Genomic DNA, 20,272 nt, shown 5'->3' with positions numbered 1-20,272 from the left:
GATAATGGGGATTCTCAATGTTACTCCTGACTCCTTCTCTGATGGGGGAGAGTACCTTGCTCTAAATGCAGCACTGTCTCAGGCTGCCAACATGGCTAATAGTGGTGCGGATATCATCGATATTGGTGGTGAATCAACCAGGCCAGGTGCATCTGCGGTAACTGTTGAGGAGGAGTTGCAACGGGTAATACCTGTAGTTGAGGCTATTCACAAAAATATAAATGTCATCATATCGGTTGATACCAGCAAGCCAGAGGTAATGGAGGCCGCAGTCAATGCAGGGGCAGGATTGATAAACGATGTTCGTGCTCTTCAAGAAGATGGTGCCATGGCTATGGCAGCACTACTTGATGTCCCGGTATCTCTGATGCATATGCAGGGGCAGCCGAGAACCATGCAGGAGTCGCCCGATTATGAGGATGTTACTGATGATGTTATCAGGTTCCTGAGAGGCAGGATTGCCGATTGTGAGCTGGCAGGAATCCCACGATCAAATCTGCTGATAGATCCTGGATTTGGTTTTGGCAAGAGACTGGAACATAACTACAAGTTGCTTAGAGATTTGCATGGTTTCAAGAGCCTGGATCTCCCCCTGCTTGTTGGAATATCAAGGAAGTCAATGGTTGGAGCAGTGCTTGACGATGCGCCAGTTGGAGATAGAGTATGGGGTAGTGTCGGAGCAGCAGTGGTTGCTGTAGAGCGTGGAGCAGACATTGTGCGGGTACATGATGTGAAAGAGACCAGGGAGGCACTATTGGGTGCAGGCCTGCTTAGGGAGCAGAGTGCATGAGTAGAACTTATTTTGGTACTGATGGAATACGTGGGAAGGTTGGGGAGCCACCAATTACTCCAGACTTTGCGATGCGTCTTGGATATGCTGCAGGCAAGGTTTTATCCAGAGAGAAGCATGGCATGGTGCTGATCGGCAAGGATACCCGTATCTCTGGATATATGTTCGAGTCCGCTCTGCAGGCAGGATTTTCCGCAGCAGGAGTTGACGTTGGCCTGTTGGGACCTATGCCAACCCCGGCAGTTGCATATCTTACCCGCACCTTGCGCGCACTGGCTGGAGTTGTGATTAGTGCATCACATAATCCATTTTATGATAATGGCTTCAAGTTCTTCTCTGCTGAGGGGAAAAAGTTACCAGACAGCTGGGAGCACGAGGTTGAGGCGCTGCTACAGAAGCCTATGAATACAGTTGAATCATCGAATCTGGGCAAGGCCCGCCGCGTAGATGATGCGCCTGGGCGATATATTGAATTTTGTAAAGGAACTGTTCCTGCAGGTTTTTCACTGCAAGGCCTGAAACTGGTGGTCGATTGTGCCAATGGAGCGACCTATGCAACAGCTCCACATGTATTTACTGAGCTTGGTGCAGAGGTTGTGGTAATAGGTAACACCCCTGATGGATTGAATATCAACCATGAGGTTGGCTCAACCTCTCCTGGGGTGATGGTGGATATGGTCAAGAAGCACGGCGCAGATCTTGGTGTTGGTCTGGATGGTGATGGGGATCGCTGCATTATGGTTGATAGTGGTGGCAAGATTATTGATGGTGATCTTCTTCTTTACATTATTGCCCGCTCCAGGCAGCGACAGAATGCGCTCAGTGGTCCAGTGGTTGGGACCCTGATGACTAATCTTGGTGTAGAGCATGCATATGCCAGTCATAACATCCAGTTTATGAGGGCGGCAGTTGGTGACCGCTATGTATTGGAGATGCTGGATGCAAATGGTGGGGTTATAGGCGGAGAGTCATCAGGTCACCTGATCTGTCTGGATAGAACAACAACCGGTGATGGTGTGGTTAGTGCTCTGCAGGTGTTGTTTGAGATGGTGGAGAGAGGAAAAACCATGGCCGAATTGACTGCAGATGTGGCTCTATATCCCCAGAAAATGATCAATGTTCCGCTTCAACAGAGAGGAGTTGCCGATAGTGAGGTGATTCAGCAGGCGGTTGGCTCTGCAGAGGAGAGGCTTGGGGATAGAGGGCGCATATTGCTACGTCCATCGGGTACCGAGCCTCTGGTTCGGGTGATGGTAGAAGGGAAGGATGAGGCAGAGGTCACTGCCATGGCTGAAGAGTTGGCAGAGGTGGTTCGGCAACAGGTAGGAAGCTAAGCTCAAGCACGGGCAGGCTTTCCCTGAAAAAAGCAGCTTGGAGGGTCAGGTCTTTACTTTTGCGCGCAAAAGTAAAGACCTGACCCCTTTGTAGTCCTAGCATCTGTTGAGTAGTTACCAATTTAGATTGATTTATTGGCGCTGAATCGCTAAGATTCGCCGCTGCAATTTCGTGGAAGGGAGTTACCAATGCGTCAGCCAATTATTGCTGGAAACTGGAAAATGAATGGATCACTCGAGAGTATTCGTGCTCTGGTGGCTGGTCTGAAGAGTGGAATCGGAGAGGTGAATGTCGCCGAGATGGCGGTATGTCCACCTGCGGCCTATCTTGCTGAGGTCTCGGCACTGGTTGCAGGGACAGATATCGCACTGGGCGGACAAGATCTAAGTAATGCAGCATCAGGAGCCTATACAGGTGAGGTAGCAGGTTCCATGCTTAATGATTTCAACTGTAAATATGTAATTGTTGGTCATTCAGAGCGTCGTAATATTCGTGGTGAGAGTGACGAGCTGGTGGCAGAAAAGTTCAAGGCGGCACAGGATGCAGGAATTACTCCAATTCTATGTGTTGGCGAGCTTCTGGAGGAGCGCGAAGAGGGGGTAACAGAGGCAGTTTGTGCACGGCAGATCGACGCAGTAATTAATGCTTATGGTGTGGCGGCGCTTGAGAACTCAATTATTGCCTACGAGCCTGTATGGGCAATCGGTACAGGAAAGACTGCCTCCCCTGAACAGGCGCAAGAGGTTCATGCCTTTATACGCGCACATGTTGGTAAACAGGATCAGGCAGTGGCTGATGGTCTGCGTATTCAGTACGGCGGCAGCATGAATGCAGGTAATGCAGCAGATCTTCTGGCTCAGCCAGATATTGATGGTGGATTGATTGGCGGAGCTTCTCTGAAGGCAGAAGATTTCCTCGCAATTGGTCGCGCCGCAGGATAAGTAAAGATGCAGACAATACTTTTATTGGTTCACGTTTTCGCGGCAGTAGCGATGGTTGGACTTATTTTGATACAGCAGGGCAAAGGGGCAGATGCGGGCGCTGCATTTGGTAGTGGTGCCTCTGCAACAGTTTTTGGATCTGAGGGGTCAGCATCCTTCATGACACGACTAACTGCCGGATTGGCAACAATATTTTTCATCACCAGCCTCTCTTTGGCATACTTTTCTGGAAATAAGGAAGAGGTGGCAACCAGTGTGGTTGATCGCCTACAGCCTGTTGAAGAGAGAGGGGGGCAGGTGCCTGTTGAAGAGAAGATTCTTGAGCAGTTGACTGAGCAGGGGGCGGGCCCAAGTGGTGGCATACCGGTTCCTGAAGAGAAGTAAGAGATAGTTTTTATTGCCGAAGTGGTGGAATTGGTAGACACGCTATCTTGAGGGGGTAGTGGCGTAAGCCGTGCCGGTTCAAGTCCGGCCTTCGGCACCATTTTTTAAGACCTGGAGCTTGCACGATTACTTGCAAGATTTGGGTAAGATAGAGGGTGGATTTTTTTGTCCATCCTGTTGAGAAAAGGTACACTGGGCTTTCCGTTGGATGGAGCGGGAATAATACAATAATAATGTTAGAAAATTACCTACCTGTTTTGATGTTTATTGTCATTGGCCTTGCTGTCGGAGTCGGTCCGATAGCTATAGGTTTTCTGTTAGGTGAGCATCGTCCAGACAGAGAGAAGAATTCTCCTTATGAGTGTGGATTCGAGCCCTTCGAGGACTCGCGCATGAAGTTTGATGTACGTTTCTATCTGGTCGCAATCCTCTTTATTATCTTTGATCTGGAAATTGCATTCCTCTTTCCATGGGCCATTGTGCTCGACAAGATCGGGGTAGTGGGTCTGGTTGCAATGGGTATTTTCCTGACTATTTTGGTGATCGGATTTATCTATGAGTGGAAGAAGGGGGCTCTGGAATGGGAATAGAGGGGCTACTTGAAGAGGGTGTTGTAACCACCACTGCTGACAAACTTATCAATTGGGCTCGTACTGGTTCCATGTGGCCAATGACTTTTGGTCTTGCCTGTTGTGCGGTTGAGATGATGCACTCTGCGGCAGCACGTTATGATCTTGACCGTTTCGGCATGATTTTCCGCCCCAGTCCACGCCAGTCTGATGTGATGATCGTGGCAGGAACCCTGGTCAACAAGATGGCCCCTGCACTGCGCAAAGTCTATGACCAGATGTCCGAACCACGCTGGGTAATATCCATGGGATCCTGCGCCAATGGTGGAGGCTATTACCACTACTCATATTCAGTTGTACGTGGTTGTGACCGTATCGTGCCGGTAGATATATATGTGCCCGGTTGTCCACCAACTGCAGAGGCGCTGTTCTACGGAATTCTTCAACTGCACGACAAGATTCGTCGTACCAACACAATTGCACGTTAATAATGGCACTGACTGACGACACACTGCAGGAGCGGATTGAGGAGCGGTTTGAGGATATGGAGCTCTCGTTTAGTGATGAGCTTGGTGAGCTGACAGTTGAGGTTAGCGCATCTGACTACCTTGCATTTTGTGGTGCTCTACAAGAGAGGGCACATTTTCAGCTAGATCAGCTGATTGACCTTTGTGGGGTTGATTACTCGGAATATGGAAAAGAGGCAGGGGAGGTATGGACGGGGAGACGTTATGCAGTCGTTCTTCATCTTCTGTCTACCCGTCTTAATGAGCGCTTGCGAGTGCGCGTCTTTGCTGAAGATGATGAATTTCCGATTGTGCCATCGGTTATCGATATCTGGAAATCTGTAAACTGGTATGAACGAGAGGCGTTCGACCTGTTTGGGATTGTATTTGATGGGCATCCAGATCTTAGAAGAATTTTAACTGACTACGGTTTTATTGGACACCCATTCCGCAAGGACTTCCCTATGGTTGGCAATGTCGAGATGCGATATGACGATCTGCAGAAGAGGGTTGTTTATGAGCCTGTATCCATTGAGGAGAGGGTGAATACTCCACGTGTAGTGCGCAAGGACAATCGCTATGTCTGAGTCAGCGACAGAGATCAAGAATTTTACGCTTAACTTCGGTCCTCAGCACCCTGCTGCGCATGGTGTGTTGCGCCTTATCCTGGAGATGGACGGCGAGACGATTGAACGTGCAGATCCACATATTGGTCTACTGCATCGTGCAACAGAGAAGCTTGCAGAAAAGAGGATGTATAACCAGAGCATCCCCTATATGGATCGACTCGATTACGTCTCCATGATGTGCAATGAACACGCATATGTGATGACTATCGAGAAGATGCTGCAGCTGGAGGTTCCGGAGAGAGCACAATATATCAGGGTGATGTTTGACGAAATCACCCGAATCCTCAACCACCTGATGTGGCTGGGAACCCATGCGCTGGACGTGGGTGCAATGACAGTATTCCTCTACTGCTTCCGTGAGCGTGAAGATCTGATGGATCTCTATGAAGCGGTCTCCGGTGCCCGTATGCATGCAGCATATTATCGCCCTGGCGGGGTCTATCGTGACCTGCCAGACGAGATGCCAAAGCACAAGCCAAATCGCTGGAGAAGCGATAAGGATCTGGAGCGACAGAATATAGGACGTGATGGTTCTGTGCTGGACTTTATCGAGAACTTTACCGAGCGTTTCCCCAAACTGGTTGATGAGTACGAGACTCTTCTAACCGATAACCGTATCTGGAAACAGCGGACTGTTGATATCGGCATTATTCCCCCGGATCTGGCCAGGCAGCTTGGGTTTACAGGACCAATGATCCGAGGTTCCGGCATTCCATGGGACCTGCGTCGCAAGGAGCCTTACGAGGTCTATGACAGACTTGATTTTGAGATTCCGGTTGGAGTAAATGGCGACAGTTACGATCGTTATCTGGTCAGAATGGAGGAGATGCGCCAATCAAACCGCATCATCAAGCAGTGTGTAGATTGGTTGAAGAGTAATTCAGGGCCGGTTATGGCTGCTGACCAGAAGGTGGCTCCACCACCGCGTGCAGAGATGAAGGAGGGGATGGAGTCACTGATCCACCACTTCAAATACTTTACAGAGGGATACACAATTCCCAAGGGTGAGGCCTATGCAGCGGTAGAGCATCCCAAGGGAGAGTTTGGCACCTATATTCTCTCTGATGGTGCAAACAAGCCCTACCGACTCAAGATTAGAGCCCCAGGTTTTGCCCATCTGGCTGCCATGGAAGATATGGTTAAGGGACATATGCTGGCTGATGTGGTAACAGTGATTGGTACCATGGACGTTGTATTTGGTGAGATTGATCGATGAACAAGCATTACATAGGTTATGACAATATGGGAAATTCAGCCGTCAGTGGCCAGGGATGGCCGCAGTCGAGCGTATATGGATATACTCGCAACGTGCTGAATTTCCCATATTGTTATGAGCTGAACCGTGCTGTCGGTGGAGATTTGTAATGGGCATGACAATCTCAGAAGCAGCACGTGCAGACATTGATCGCTGGATTGAAAAATATCCAGAAGAGCAGAAGCAGTCTGCAGTAATGGCTGCACTGCGTATTGTCCAGGACGAAAATAGTGGATCACTGACCACGGAAATGATGGATGAGGTGGCCGAGTATCTGGATATGCCGCCAATCAATGTCTACGAGGTTGCCACCTTCTACTCCATGTATGAACATAAACCGGTCGGTAAACACAAACTCTGTGTCTGCACCAACATATCCTGCATGTTGAGAAATTCAAAAGGGGTTGTTGATCACCTTGAAGAGAAGCTTGGTATTGGATTTGGTGAGGTTACCGAAGATGGAGTCTTCTCTCTGAAAGAGGTGGAGTGTCTGGGTGCCTGTGTCAATGCCCCGGTCATGCAGGTGGGGGAGCACTACCATGAGCACCTCAACCCCGAGAAGATTGACAGTCTACTCGACGAACTGAGGCAGGAGAGCTAACCATGGCTAATCAGGTCTGTTTCAGAAATAACCACCTCGAGAACTCCTGGACCCTCGCCGCCTACCAGAGCAGTGGCGGCTATGAGGTGGTAAAAAAAATACTTGGTGAGAAAACCTCGCCAGAAGAGTTGATTGAAGAGATTAAACTATCTGCCCTGCGTGGACGCGGTGGTGCAGGTTTTCCAACCGGGCTGAAGTGGAGCTTTATGCCCCGTAGTGCGCCGGGACAGAAATATATAGTCTGCAATTCGGACGAGGGTGAGCCTGGAACCTGCAAGGACCGTGACATCCTCCGCTACAACCCTCATCAACTGATTGAGGGGATGATTATTGCCGGTTACTGTATCGGCGCATCGGCTGGCTACAACTATATCCGCGGCGAGTTCTGGGAGCCATACAGCCGCTTTGAGGGGGCACTGGAAGAGGCGCGTGCCGCCGGACTGCTGGGAGATAATATTCTCGGTAGCGGTTTTGACTTTCAGCTCCACTCCCATCTTGGTGCTGGTGCCTATGTCTGTGGTGAAGAGACAGCACTACTGAATTCCATTGAGGGCAAGAAGGGGCAGCCGCGTTTCAAGCCGCCATTCCCTGCCGGATTTGGTCTCTATGGTCGTCCCACCACAATAAATAACACAGAGAGTCTCGCCTCTATTCCGGTTATTCTCTCTAAAGGTGGACAGTGGTTCCTCGATCAGGGGCTACCCAATGCTGGAGGGGAGAAACTGTTTTCCGTATCAGGCCATGTAAATAGGCCTGGGAACTACGAAGTTCCAATGGGAACACCATTCTCCGAACTGCTGGAGATGGCAGGCGGAGTTCGAGATGGACACCAACTGAAGGCTGTAATTCCGGGCGGATCATCTACTCCAGTAGTACCGGGCGAGCAGATGATGGAGATCAATATGGACTATGACTCCATCGCATCAGCGGGTTCCATGCTTGGTGCAGGCTCTGTGATCGTGATGGATGAGACTACCTGCATGCCACGGGTTCTGGCCCGTCTGGCCTACTTCTATTATGAGGAGTCCTGCGGGCAGTGCACCCCGTGCCGTGAGGGTACGGGTTGGCTCTCACGGGTAACCCAGAGAATTGAGGATGGCAGTGGAGCTCAGGAAGATATTGATCTGCTCGACAGTGTAGCTGGAAACATTGAGGGCAACACCATCTGTGCGTTGGGAGATGCAGCGGCGATGCCTGTACGCAGCTTCCTGAAACATTATCGTGATGAATTCCAGCACCATATTGACCACAAGCAGTGCATGGTGACATCGGACTGGTAGAGAGAGATATGAATATTTGTATAAGTTTTGACAATCCTGCAGCTACAGCCGTCTGTGCCCTGGATGGGTGTAGCCGAGTGACACAGGGATGTGCCTGAACGTGCTGTAGATACAGGACTGTCGAAACTTTAGAGACTATTAATGACAATGGATACGCAGAAAGACATAGTTACTGTTGAAATCAACAATACTCAGCTTGAAGCCAGGCAGGGGCAGATGTTGATTGAGGTTGCTGATGCCAATAACATCTCGATCCCGCGTTTCTGTTATCACAAGAAACTCTCTGTCTCAGCCAACTGTCGGATGTGTCTGGTTGAGGTTGAGAATGCACCAAAGATGCTCCCTGCCTGTGCAACCCCGGTAACTGACGGCATGAAGGCGTGGACAAAGTCACCAAAAGCCATTGCTGCACAGAAGAGCGTGATGGAGTTCCTGCTGATCAACCATCCACTGGACTGCCCGGTATGTGATCAGGGCGGGGAGTGTGATCTGCAGGAGATGGCTCTGGGGTATGGAGGATATAAAGCCAGATATGGTGAGAACAAGCGGATTGTAAAAGACAAGGATTATGGTTCTCTGGTATCAACCGAGATGACTCGCTGTATCCACTGTACCCGCTGTATACGTTTCAGCACAGAGATTGCTGGAGTAACAGAGCTTGGTGGTACCGGACGTGGTGATCATATGGAGATTGGTACCTATGTACGTAAAACCCTGAGTTCAGAGCTGTCGGGCAATATGATCGACCTCTGTCCGGTTGGTGCACTACTCTCAAAGCCATTCCTCTTTTCGGCACGTTCATGGGAGATGAATAGTCTGCCGGGTATCGCACCTCATGATGCGGTTGGCTCTAATATTCAGATCCAGACTCGTCAGGGTAAGGTGATGCGAGTTATCCCACGAGAAAACGGGGATATCAATGAGATCTGGATCTCTGATCGTGACCGTTTTAGCTATCTCGGACTCGGTAGTGATGACAGATCAACCCAGCCAATGGTGCGGGATGAATCTGGTGAGCTGGTAGAGACAGATTGGCAGACTGCACTGGAGACTGCTGTTAATGGTCTCAAGGCGGCTGCATCAGAACATGGTGGCGATGCCATAGGTGCTGTTGCCTCACCAAGTAGCACGACAGAAGAGTTTTATCTGTTACAAAAATTGATGCGTGGATTGGGTTCATCAAATATTGATTACCGATTGCACCAACAGGATTTCTCCGCTCAATCAGAACAGATCGCGCCACAACTGGGGTGCTCCATTAATGATATTGAAGGGATGGACTCCATTCTGATTGTAGGCAGCAATCTGCGACATGAGCAGCCCCTGTTATCCCACAGAGTCCGCAAGGCCGCCCTGAATGGTGGTGCTGTTTCAACACTTAATCCTGACGGTATTGAGTTTAATTTTTCCCTCTCCGAGCAGATAGTGACTGACCGCTTAACCAGTGATTTAGCTGCAGTCACCAAGGCAATGGTTGATCTTGGCAAGGGTGGTGAGCTAGCAGGCCTGTCGGCTCTGGTCTCAAATGCTGTAGTTACAGAGTCACATAGAGCAGTTGCAGACTCACTGATTAATGGGGCGAAGAGTATGGTGTTGATGGGTGAGATCGCCTATCGGGACCGGAACCAGTCAGTAATCTATGCCCTTGCAGGGGCAATCGCAACGATGGCTTCCGGAATATTCAGTGTTGTAACTGAAGGTTCCAATGCTCTTGGTGGAGCACTTGCTGGTGCTGTTCCACACAGTGGTGTGGCTGGTGCATCTGTTGATGCAACAGGAAAAGATATTGCAACAATGGTAGAGCTGCCACCCAAAGCACTGGTGCTGACAGGAGTTGAGGGGGGGCGAGATATCTCTGCTGATCTTGTCAACTCCAGTAATTTTGTGGTTTCACTATCCCTGTTTGCAGACCCGGTAATAAGAGATAATGTAGATGTTATCCTGCCCATGGCGGCATTCAGCGAGACCTCTGGTACTTTTGTAAATGCAGAGGGTAAGTGGCAGAGCTTCAGCGGAGCAGTGGCACCAATGGGTGGATCACGCCCAGGCTGGAAGATTTTGAGAGTGCTTGGTACGTTGGCCAATATTGATGGGTTTGATTTTGACAGTTCAGAAGATATTCTGGAAGAGTTAAAGAGTGCCTGTGATCAAGCTGATGACAAGCAGTGGTCATGGAGTGCCCCATCTGATCTTGGGGATCAGGAATCAACTACTGAAGCTGGATCACCAATCTATCAGGTTGATGCACTTGTGCGTCGCTCTGAACCACTACAGCAGATATCCTTTTCTCGAGTTGAGAATGGAGGTGCAATATAATGTTTGGACTGCCAGATGAGGTGATCACTGTGCTCTGGACCTTGATCAAGATTGTTGCCATTGTGGCTCCGCTGATGATTAGTGTTGCCTATCTCACTTATGCAGAACGGAAAATCATTGGTTATATGCAGGTTCGTGTTGGACCAAACCGGGTTGGTCCAAAAGGGTGGTTGCAACCGATTGCCGATGCACTGAAATTGATGTTCAAGGAGATTATCCTCCCAACTGGTGCAAACAAGGCCCTGTTTGTAGTGGCACCAGTGCTCTCTATTGCACCAGCACTGGCTGCCTGGGCGGTAATTCCGTTTGATGATGGAATGGTGCTGTCAAATCTTGATGCTGGTCTGTTATATATTCTGGCCCTTACCTCAGTTGGAGTTTATGGTGTAATTATTGCCGGATGGGCCTCCAACTCGAAGTATGCATTCCTCGGGGCGCTGCGCTCGGCGGCTCAGGTGGTCTCCTATGAGATTGCAATGGGATTTGCGCTGGTTGGTGTACTGATGGCTGCTGGCAGCCTCAATCTTGGCGATATTGTTCGTGCTCAAGAAGGTACTCTTCTTGATTGGTACTGGTTACCTCTGCTACCGCTCTTTGTGGTCTATTTTCTCTCCGGGGTTGCAGAGACAAATCGTGCACCGTTTGATGTTGCGGAAGGTGAGTCCGAGATCGTGGCAGGTTTCCATGTGGAGTATTCAGGCATGACCTTTGCGATCTTCTTCCTCGCTGAGTATGCCAATATGATTCTGATTGCAGCATTGGCAAGTATCCTCTTCCTTGGTGGGTGGCTCTCACCATTTGCAGGTGTTCCTCTGTTGGGTGAGATGACAGCGTGGGTTCCTGGACTATTCTGGTTGTTGATGAAGATGTCGATCTTCCTCTTCCTTTTCCTATGGTTTAGAGCAACGTTCCCCCGTTACCGCTATGACCAGCTAATGCGTCTTGGGTGGAAGGTATTTTTACCGGTGACAATCTTCTGGCTGTTTGTGGAAGGCGTGGCTATTTATGCGGAAATTGGCCCTTGGTTTGATGGTGTGTTGGGAGCTTGATGAATGGATAAGCTGATTAAGATCATCAAGACATGGACATTCTGGGAGCTCTTCCAGGGCATGAATGTTACTGGAAGAAATCTCTTCAAGAAAAAGTTTACCCTCAACTATCCAGAGGAGAAGGCTCCGCAGTCCCCACGTTTCCGTGGCCTGCACGCCCTGCGCCGCTACCCGGATGGCGAGGAGCGCTGTATCGCCTGTAAGCTCTGCGAGGCAGTATGTCCTGCGATGGCAATTACTATCGAGGCGGCACCGCGAGATGAGGATGCACCTGAGAGTAATCGCCCCGAACAGCCGAAGGTTGGTAACCGCCCCGAACAGCCGAAGGTTGGTAATGGTGCTGGCAGATCAAGAAACTACGGCAATCGCAGAACAACAAAATATGAGATTGATCTATTTAAATGCATCTTCTGTGGTTACTGTGAAGAGGCCTGCCCTGTTGAGGCAATTGTAGAGACAAGAATTTATGAATACAGTTTTGAGGAGCGTGGCGAGAATGTCATGACCAAGGAGGCACTGTTGAGGATTGGGGATGAACAGGAGCCACAACTGACGGCTGATCTTGAAATTGATGGGAGATACAGATAATGACTGCTCTCCTTTTCTATCTCTTTAGTGCAATTCTACTTTTCGCAGCCTTCCGTGTTATTACCGCAAAGAGCGCTGTCCATGCGGCAATCTTCCTGATTCTTGCATTCTTTACCACCTCAGCCCTCTGGCTGTTGCTGGAGGCCGAGTTCCTCGCCATCACCCTGGTGCTGGTCTATGTGGGTGCAGTGATGGTGCTCTTCCTTTTTGTGGTGATGATGCTCGACATGAACATGGAGCCGCTCCGCGAGGGCTTCACCCGTTACCTGCCAGCCGGGATACTGGTTGCTGTAACTATTGTCTTCGAGATGGGGATAGTTCTGGGGGGGCGCTACTTCAGTAGTGAGAATTTCCCTGCCCCGGTTCCACATGGGGCCGACTACAGTAATACCAAAGAGTTGGGTGAGCAGCTCTATACAACACATCTATACTCTTTTGAGGTGGCAGCAGCCATTCTGCTGATTGCGATTGTGGCGGCCATCGGCCTCACATTCCGGCGTCGGGGGGAGAGCAAAAAGCAGAATATTCCAGATCAGCATCGCGTTAATCGCAGCGATCGCGTACGTCTGCTTGATATCCCATCCGCAACGAAGTTCTCATCAGAACAGGAGAGCGAGTCATGATTGAACTTTCTGACTTCCTGATCCTCGGCGCACTGCTCTTTACCCTGAGCATGGCAGGTATCTTTATCAACAGGAAGAATGTCCTCATCCTGCTGATGGCGATCGAGCTGATGCTGCTCTCGGTTAACATGAATTTTGTAGCCTTTTCCCACTATCTTGGAGATACAGCGGGACAGGTCTTTGTCTTCTTTATATTGACTGTGGCTGCTGCAGAGGCGGCTATTGGGTTGGCAATTCTGGTATTGCTGTTCCGTAATCGTCGAACCATCAATGTCGATGATCTTGATGAGTTGAGGGGGTAGGGGAATATTATGAAATCAGTCTACCTTGGAATTGTTCTGGCCCCACTGATAGGCAGCCTGCTGGCTGGCCTCTTTGGCCACTGGATGGAGCGTAAAATTGCCCATATCGTCACCATTGGTGGTGTAGCAATCTCCTTTATTCTCGCCCTTGTCGTATTCAAGGATACGGCGATTGATGGCAACACCTTCAACGGCAACGTCTACACCTGGCTGGTGAGTGATGGCGTCTCTTTCAATGTCGGCTTTCTGGTAGATCAGTTAACGGCAATGATGCTGGTGGTGGTCAGCTTTGTCTCCCTGATGGTCCATATCTACACCATTGGCTACATGCAGGAGGATCCGGGGTACAAGCGCTTCTTCAGCTACATCTCTCTCTTCACCTTCTCCATGTTTATGCTGGTGATGTCCAACAACTTCATGCAGCTCTTCTTCGGCTGGGAGGCGGTTGGACTGGTCTCCTACCTGCTGATCGGTTTTTGGTATCAGAAAGAGACAGCAATCTACGCCAACCTCAAGGCCTTCCTGGTCAACCGTGTCGGTGACTTTGGCTTCCTGCTTGGTATCGCTGCGATACTGCTCTACTTCGGGTCGATGGATTACGCTGAGGTCTTTGCCGGTACCGCAGCCGTTGAGGGGCAGACCATCAATATCCTGGGTGATAGTGAGTGGTCGGTAATGAGTGTGATCTGCATCCTGCTATTTGTTGGTGCCATGGGTAAATCGGCACAGGTTCCACTCCATGTCTGGCTCCCGGATTCGATGGAGGGCCCGACCCCTATCTCTGCTCTCATCCATGCCGCAACCATGGTTACCGCTGGTATCTTTATGGTGGCGCGGATGTCACCGCTATTTGAGCTCTCGGAGACAGCGCTATCCGTAGTCATGGTGATTGGCGCCATTACTGCACTATTTATGGGTTTCCTCGGCCTGGTACAGCACGACATCAAGCGCGTTGTTGCCTATTCGACCCTCTCCCAGCTTGGATATATGACTGTGGCACTTGGTGCCTCGGCCTACGCTGCCGGCGTCTTCCACCTGATGACCCACGCCTTCTTCAAGGCGCTACTTTTCCTGGCAGCCGGTTCGGTCATTATCGCGATGCACCATGAGCAGGATATGCGCCGCATGGGTGGACTGAAAAAATATATGCCGATCACCTACTGGACCTCACTGGTTGGCTCCCTGGCACTGATCGGCTTCCCCGGTTTTGCCGGATTCTTCTCCAAGGATGCGATTATCGAGGCGGTGCACGCCTCAACTGTCTCTGGCTCCACCTTCGCCTATATAGCAGTACTCTCCGGTGTCTTTATCACCGCACTCTACAGCTTCCGCATGTTCTTCCTCACCTTCCATGGCCCGGAGCGTTTCCGTGAATCTGCAAGCCATCATGGCGATGAGGATGATGATCATGGCCACCATGGTGTCCATGAGCCGCACGAGACCCCATGGGTGGTAACCGGTCCACTGATTGCACTGGCAATCCCCTCGGTCATTATCGGCGCACTCTATGTGGAGCCGATGCTCTTTGCAGGTTTCTTTGGTGACGCAATCCAGGTCAAGCCGGAGCATGATGTATTGGCACAGGTTGGTGAGAGCTTCCACGGTGTCTTCGGGTTTGTCCTCCACGGGATGATGGCTCCTCCATTCTGGCTGGCGATGGCCGGTGTTGGTACTGCCTACTATCTCTATATGGTGCGCACAGATATTCCAGAGATGATCAGGGCTCGTTTCTCTACCCTGCATCGCATTCTTGAGAACAAATATGGCTTTGACAGCTTCAACGAGATCTTCTTTGCCGGTGGTTCCCGTGGCCTTGGTGGCCTGTTCTGGAAGGTCGGTGACACAAAACTGATTGATGGGCTGATGGTTAATGGCTCTGCCCGTGGGGTAGGGAAGATTGCCGCAGTGATTCGTCATCTGCAGAGTGGCTATCTATACCACTACGCATTTGCAATGATTATTGGTCTGCTGATTATGCTGGCCTGGGTGATTTACCGATAGGGACTACGGAAGATAACAATGGATTCAAGTAGCAATTTACTGAGTTTACTGATCTGGGTACCCATCCTGGGAGGATTGCTCACCCTGGTGGTTGGTGACCAGCGTGGGGTCTTTGGGCGGGTCACTGCACTGGCCTTCTCTATCATCACCCTGCTGATCTCGCTCTCGCTGCTGACCGATTTCGACCGCTCCACCTATCTGATGCAGTTTGTGGAGATGGCCCCGTGGATTGAGCCATTCAATATCAACTACCACCTTGGAGTTGATGGAATCTCCATGCCCTTTATCGTCCTCACCAGCTTTATCACTGTGATTGTAGTGATTGCCGGATGGGAGGTAATTCAGGACAGAAACTCACAATACATGGCTGCCTTCCTGATCATGACCGGACTGATGAACGGGGTCTTCGCAGCACTGGATGCGATCCTCTTCTACATCTTCTGGGAGGCGATGCTGATCCCGATGTTCATTATTATCGGTGTCTGGGGCGGCCCAAACCGTGTCTACGCCACCATCAAGTTCTTCCTCTACACCTTCCTGGGGTCGGTATTTATGCTGATCTCACTGCTCTGGCTCTACAGCGAGAGCAACACCTTCTCGATCCTCGCCTACCATGACCTGAAGATCGGGATGACGGCACAGATGCTGATCTTCTTTGCCTTCCTGCTCGCCTTTGCGGTCAAGGTTCCGATGTGGCCGGTCCACACCTGGCTACCGGACGCCCACGTAGAGGCCCCAACCGGTGGCTCAGTGGTGCTGGCGGCAATCATGCTGAAGATGGGTGCCTACGGCTTCCTCCGCTTCAGTCTGCCGATTGTTCCCGATGCCAGCAGTGAGCTCGATACATTTATGATTACGCTTTCACTGATCGCTGTGGTCTACATCGGCTTTGTGGCTCTGGTACAGCAGGATATGAAGAAGCTGATCGCCTACTCGTCGATCTCCCATATGGGGTTTGTAACCCTTGGATTCTTTATCCCATTCATGATCTTCAAGGATAGTGGCAGCATGGCTGGCGCTGCTATCGGAGTTGAGGGTGCATTGGCACAGATGATCTCACACGGATTTATCTCAGCCGCAATGTTCCTGAGTGTTGGTGTTCTCTATGATCGCCTCCACTCCCGCCAGATCAACGATTACGGCGGTGTTGCCAACACCATGCCGGCATTTGCCGCATTTATGCTCTTCTTCTCCATGGCCAATGCAGGGCTGCCCGGCACCTCCGGTTTTGTCGGTGAGTTTATGGTTATTCTCGGATCCTTCCGTGCAAACTTCTGGATCGCCTTCCTTGCCGCCACCACCCTGATTCTTGGTGCCGCCTATACCCTCTGGATGTACAAGCGCGTAGTCTATGGAAAAGTGGCCAATGAGGGAGTTGCTGGGTTGAGCGACATAACTGGCCGAGAGTTCCTGATGATGTCGATACTGGCTGCCGCAGTACTGGGAATGGGGCTCTACCCCGCACCAATAATCGATATCATGCACGCATCGGTTGACCACCTGCTGCAGCAGATGACGGTATCTAAATTGTGAGTAGTATTATGAATTTTGAGATAGCAGAACTTGTCGCAGTAGCACCAGAAATCACACTTCTGTCACTGGCATGCGTCGTGCTACTGGTAGACCTCTTTATCTGCGACAGTTGCCGAATCATCACCTGGTTGCTGACACTGGGCTCACTGCTGGCTACTGCTGCAGTGGTTGCAATGGGGATGGGAGGGGAGTCCCAGATCCTCTTTAGCGGCTCCATTGTCCGTGACTCCATGGGTGATGTGCTGAAAATCGCCATCCTGCTGATTACCACCATGGTATTCCTCTACTCAAAAGAGTACCAGCAAGAGCGTGGCCTCTATCGCGGCGAATACTTCGTACTGGGGCTGTTTGGGGTGCTAGGAATGATGGTCCTGGTCTCTTCCTACTCCTTCCTCACCCTCTACCTGGGGCTGGAGCTGATGTCCCTCTCCATGTATGCGATGGTTGCCCTGCAGCGCGACTCTGCCCGTGCCTCCGAGGCAGCGATGAAATACTTTGTACTGGGTGCGCTGGCATCCGGCATGCTGCTATACGGCATCTCCATGATCTACGGTGCTACAGGAACACTAAATATTGGTGAGGTTGCCAAGGCGATCCAGCTACAGAGTGGTGATCAGGATCTGAGCCTGGTGCTGACATTTGGTCTCGTATTCATGGTCTCCGGTATCGCCTTCAAACTGGGCGCAGTGCCATTTCATATGTGGGTACCGGACGTATACCACGGTGCCCCAACCTCGGTAACCCTCTATATCGGTAGTGCCCCCAAGATCGCCGCCTTTGCCATGGTGATGCGCCTGCTGGTGGATGGTCTGGGCGGGCTGGTTGTGGATTGGCAGCCGATGCTGATCATCCTGGCACTGCTCTCCATGGCCTTTGGTAATATCATCGCGATCGCACAGACCAACCTCAAAAGAATGCTCGCCTACTCGGGCATCTCCCATATCGGATTCCTGCTGCTGGGTGTGTTGAGCGGCACAGAGGCCGGTTTTGAATCGGCCATGTTCTACGCCATAACCTACGCACTCACCTCTGCCGGTGGCTTCGGCATGATCCTGCTGATGAGTCGCAGAGGCTTTGAGGCCGAGGAGATCAGTGACTACAAGGGGCTGGCAAAGAAGAGCCCCTGGTTCGCCCTGATGATGCTTATACTGATGTTCTCAATGGCAGGGGTGCCGCCCACCGTCGGCTTCTACGCAAAACTCGCTGTACTGCAGCAGGTGATCTCGGTTGACCTCGTCTGGCTTGCAGTAGCTGCCGTATTCTTCTCGATTATCGGCGCCTACTACTACCTGAGAGTGATCAAGATAATGTACTTTGATGTAGCAGATGAAAACAGTGGTGCCTCACCACAATTCAGCCTAGATCCGGCAGGGCTAACACTCTCAGCAAACGCACTGATAGTCCTGGTACTAGGCATCTTCCCAAGCCAGCTAATGTTAATCTGCCAAACCGCAATCGGCTAATATTGGGGTCAGGTCTGCGTTTTTACTGTTATTTAGCTAATAACGCCCATCTCAAACAACAAAAAGGCCGATCTCAAAAAGAGACCGGCCTTTTTTCTATTTGGTAGCGGGGGCCGGATTTGAACCAACGACCTTCGGGTTATGAGCCCGACGAGCTACCAGACTGCTCCACCCCGCATCAAAGTGTTGCGTATAGTACAGACGACAGTTATCGTATGCAACCTCTTTTTTGAAATAGAGTCAGAAAAGGGGGGCACTCATTAGCCCCTCTTTATGCGTTCAAAACTTGAACGATCCACCGTAAAGTGATATAAAGTCACCTTCAAACGGTGCTCAGCACCACCAACCATTCGAAGTAATCAGATAACTTCGAGTGGCGGTAGCGTTCCCGACGCCCACTTTTACAACAAAAACCGCACAGTGTCCCTAAAAGAAGTCCACTTCGATCTGCTACGTAGATTGCAAGAAAACCCCGACTGCACCCAGAGAGAACTCGCAAGCGAGATGGGAATCAGCCTGGGGAAAGTCAACTACTGCCTGAAGAAACTGATCGAAAAGGGGTGGGTCAAGGCAAAAAACTTCCACAACAACAAAAACAAACAATCATACGCCTACCTCCTCACCCCAAAAGGGATCGAAGAGAAGGGAAAGCTCACCATAGAGTTCCTGCAGCGCAAGATGGAAGAGTATGAGATGTTGAAGATGGAGATCACCCAGCTGCAGGAAGAGATAGAAGGGTAATGCGATATAAGGGGATATAAGGGGACATGTACTTGTTACGTGTCCCCTTATATCTCCCCCTCATACCCCCGAATTAAGTATTGTGTCCCCTTATATCCCCTATTGGCCTGGCGACAAAGAAGAGAAATTATGAAGCAGGAAAACACAATCATCCTCTTTAACCAAAAAGAGGTTCGTCGTCACTGGGATGAAGAGGAAGAGCAGTGGTACTTTTCTATTATCGATGTAATTTCGATACTTACAGGTAGTGTAAATCCTCAAGCCTATTGGAGAAAACTTAAACAAAGGCTGATCGGTGAAGGAAATGAAACCGTGACAAAGTGTCACGTGTTGAAAATGAGAGCAGTGGACGGGAAAATGCGTAATACTGATACCGTTGATACAGAAAATTTACTGCGCTTGATTCAATCCATCCCATCCCCCAAAGCAGAACCATTCAAACTGTGGCTGGCAAAAGTTGGTTACGAACGGATAGAAGAGACCGAAGACCCAGAACTAGCCTTTGAACGAGCCATGCAAACCTACCTCAAAAAAGGCTACTCCAAAGAGTGGATCAACCAACGACTCAAAAGCATAGAAGTCAGAAAAGAACTGACCGATGAATGGCAAGAGAGAGGGATAAAACAAGGGGTAGAGTTCGCCATACTTACCTGACAAGGTGAATTGCCGATAGGCAAGAGAGGGTGCCTGTCCTGAGACCACCGTAACCCGAAGGGTTGTAGTGTGGGGGTATGAAATCACCAAAGCATGGGCAGATAAAAGCGTAAAAGAGTACAAAAAATACAAAGGCCTCAAAAAGCAGAATCTAAGAGACAACATGACCAACCTTGAACTGGTTCTAAATATGCTTGCAGAGGCATCAACAACCGAAATCTCGAAAGAGAGAAAGCCAGAAAGCTTCACCGAGAACAAAAAAGTAGCAAAAGAGGGTGGAAATGTTGCAGGGATTGCAAGAAAAGAGATCGAATCAAAAACAGGAAAAAGCATAATCAGCCAAGATAATGCAAATAACTTACGTCTGGAGGGCGATAGCTGATGTCGTATATCCTAATCCAACAAAACACCATAACTATGCACTTAATCGCCCCGAATGGCCTCTGGCCAGTAGCAGCCGCAGGCTGATATAAGGGGACATGTACTTGTTACGTGTCCCCTTATATCCCCTGATATCCGTCTCATATCCCCGAATTAAGTATTGTGTCCCCTTATATCGCATCTTCACCCTCAGCATTCAACATTCAAAATTGCGAGCAAAGCGAGCAAAGTGACTAATTCAAAATTAAACATTAAAAATTCAAAATTCAAAATCACAGCAGTCATCCTAGCAGGTGGCTCCGGCACACGCCTCTGGCCCCTCTCCCGCATG

Annotated in this window: 20 protein-coding genes, 2 tRNA genes and 1 pseudogene; 22 read left to right on the top strand and 1 reads right to left on the bottom strand. The window is 50.2% G+C overall.

Going from position 1 to position 20,272, the window contains the following annotated elements:
• The first annotated feature begins 4 nt into the window (after positions 1–4).
• From folP to nuoN, 19 genes are all read left to right on the top strand, one after another.
• Entirely contained in the window at positions 5–790 is a 786-nt protein-coding gene (gene folP / locus H8D24_07680; GenBank protein MBC8520267.1) for a dihydropteroate synthase, read from the top strand.
• Complete coding sequence (gene glmM / locus H8D24_07675; GenBank protein ID MBC8520266.1) at positions 787–2,124, top strand: phosphoglucosamine mutase; 1,338 nt, start codon at positions 787–789, stop codon at positions 2,122–2,124. The genes folP and glmM overlap by 4 nt, the downstream gene beginning before the upstream one ends.
• A gap of 189 nt (positions 2,125–2,313) precedes the next feature.
• Positions 2,314–3,066, top strand: a complete 753-nt coding sequence (locus H8D24_07670; protein MBC8520265.1) for a triose-phosphate isomerase — start codon at positions 2,314–2,316, stop codon at positions 3,064–3,066.
• A gap of 6 nt (positions 3,067–3,072) precedes the next feature.
• Entirely contained in the window at positions 3,073–3,450 is a 378-nt protein-coding gene (gene secG, locus H8D24_07665; protein ID MBC8520264.1) for a preprotein translocase subunit SecG, read from the top strand.
• A 15-nt stretch (positions 3,451–3,465) separates the two neighbouring features.
• Positions 3,466–3,550, top strand: a tRNA-Leu gene (locus H8D24_07660).
• Between the two features lie 133 nt (positions 3,551–3,683).
• Positions 3,684–4,040: an NADH-quinone oxidoreductase subunit A gene (locus tag H8D24_07655; GenBank protein MBC8520263.1), complete on the top strand. Its 357-nt coding sequence runs from the start codon at positions 3,684–3,686 to the stop codon at positions 4,038–4,040.
• Positions 4,031–4,507: an NADH-quinone oxidoreductase subunit B gene (locus H8D24_07650; protein ID MBC8520262.1), complete on the top strand. Its 477-nt coding sequence runs from the start codon at positions 4,031–4,033 to the stop codon at positions 4,505–4,507. The genes H8D24_07655 and H8D24_07650 overlap by 10 nt, the downstream gene beginning before the upstream one ends.
• Before the next feature lie 2 nt (positions 4,508–4,509).
• Positions 4,510–5,112 carry an NADH-quinone oxidoreductase subunit C gene (locus tag H8D24_07645; GenBank protein ID MBC8520261.1) on the top strand — a complete coding sequence of 201 codons (603 nt, stop codon included), beginning with the start codon at positions 4,510–4,512 and terminating at the stop codon, positions 5,110–5,112.
• A complete protein-coding gene (locus H8D24_07640) occupies positions 5,105–6,370 on the top strand; it encodes an NADH-quinone oxidoreductase subunit D (protein ID MBC8520260.1) in 1,266 nt (421 codons plus the stop codon). The genes H8D24_07645 and H8D24_07640 overlap by 8 nt, the downstream gene beginning before the upstream one ends.
• Before the next feature lie 148 nt (positions 6,371–6,518).
• The gene (gene nuoE, locus H8D24_07635) at positions 6,519–7,010 is read left to right on the top strand and encodes an NADH-quinone oxidoreductase subunit NuoE (GenBank protein ID MBC8520259.1); all 492 of its coding nucleotides are present in this window, start codon (positions 6,519–6,521) and stop codon (positions 7,008–7,010) included.
• A gap of 2 nt (positions 7,011–7,012) precedes the next feature.
• A complete protein-coding gene (nuoF, locus tag H8D24_07630; GenBank protein ID MBC8520258.1) occupies positions 7,013–8,290 on the top strand; it encodes an NADH-quinone oxidoreductase subunit NuoF in 1,278 nt (425 codons plus the stop codon).
• 147 nt (positions 8,291–8,437) lie between these two features.
• A complete protein-coding gene (locus tag H8D24_07625) occupies positions 8,438–10,606 on the top strand; it encodes an NADH-quinone oxidoreductase subunit G (GenBank protein MBC8520257.1) in 2,169 nt (722 codons plus the stop codon).
• On the top strand, positions 10,606–11,655 hold the full coding sequence (nuoH, locus tag H8D24_07620) for an NADH-quinone oxidoreductase subunit NuoH (protein MBC8520256.1): 1,050 nt from the start codon (positions 10,606–10,608) through the stop codon (positions 11,653–11,655). Before H8D24_07625 ends, nuoH begins: the two co-directional genes overlap by 1 nt.
• Before the next feature lie 3 nt (positions 11,656–11,658).
• The gene (nuoI, locus tag H8D24_07615; GenBank protein MBC8520255.1) at positions 11,659–12,243 is read left to right on the top strand and encodes an NADH-quinone oxidoreductase subunit NuoI; all 585 of its coding nucleotides are present in this window, start codon (positions 11,659–11,661) and stop codon (positions 12,241–12,243) included.
• Entirely contained in the window at positions 12,243–12,866 is a 624-nt protein-coding gene (locus H8D24_07610; protein MBC8520254.1) for an NADH-quinone oxidoreductase subunit J, read from the top strand. Before nuoI ends, H8D24_07610 begins: the two co-directional genes overlap by 1 nt.
• Positions 12,863–13,168, top strand: coding sequence for an NADH-quinone oxidoreductase subunit NuoK (gene nuoK / locus H8D24_07605; GenBank protein MBC8520253.1), 306 nt, complete (start codon positions 12,863–12,865; stop codon positions 13,166–13,168). Before H8D24_07610 ends, nuoK begins: the two co-directional genes overlap by 4 nt.
• A 9-nt stretch (positions 13,169–13,177) precedes the next feature.
• Positions 13,178–15,169 carry an NADH-quinone oxidoreductase subunit L gene (gene nuoL / locus H8D24_07600; protein ID MBC8520252.1) on the top strand — a complete coding sequence of 664 codons (1,992 nt, stop codon included), beginning with the start codon at positions 13,178–13,180 and terminating at the stop codon, positions 15,167–15,169.
• Between the two features lie 18 nt (positions 15,170–15,187).
• A complete protein-coding gene (locus tag H8D24_07595; GenBank protein MBC8520251.1) occupies positions 15,188–16,702 on the top strand; it encodes an NADH-quinone oxidoreductase subunit M in 1,515 nt (504 codons plus the stop codon).
• Between the two features lie 8 nt (positions 16,703–16,710).
• The gene (gene nuoN / locus H8D24_07590; protein ID MBC8520250.1) at positions 16,711–18,165 is read left to right on the top strand and encodes an NADH-quinone oxidoreductase subunit NuoN; all 1,455 of its coding nucleotides are present in this window, start codon (positions 16,711–16,713) and stop codon (positions 18,163–18,165) included.
• 101 nt (positions 18,166–18,266) lie between these two features.
• On the opposite strand, the gene H8D24_07585 is transcribed toward nuoN, so the two are convergent.
• Positions 18,267–18,343: transfer RNA gene (locus tag H8D24_07585), tRNA-Met, on the bottom strand.
• 242 nt (positions 18,344–18,585) lie between these two features.
• Between H8D24_07585 and H8D24_07580 the strand changes: the two genes are divergently transcribed.
• The 3 genes and pseudogenes from H8D24_07580 to H8D24_07570 form a co-directional block, all read left to right on the top strand.
• Positions 18,586–18,906 carry a MarR family EPS-associated transcriptional regulator gene (locus H8D24_07580; GenBank protein ID MBC8520249.1) on the top strand — a complete coding sequence of 107 codons (321 nt, stop codon included), beginning with the start codon at positions 18,586–18,588 and terminating at the stop codon, positions 18,904–18,906.
• Between the two features lie 129 nt (positions 18,907–19,035).
• Positions 19,036–19,942 (top strand): annotated as a pseudogene (locus H8D24_07575) (Bro-N domain-containing protein).
• Between the two features lie 228 nt (positions 19,943–20,170).
• Positions 20,171–20,272, top strand: a 102-nt coding sequence (locus H8D24_07570) for a hypothetical protein (protein MBC8520248.1), incomplete at its 3' end; no start/stop codon positions are given.

It is taken from the genome of Candidatus Thiopontia autotrophica (assembly GCA_014384675.1).
Classification (GTDB): Bacteria; Pseudomonadota; Gammaproteobacteria.
Note: the sequence above shows the minus strand (reverse complement) of the source record. Positions and strands in the feature narration are given on the sequence as shown.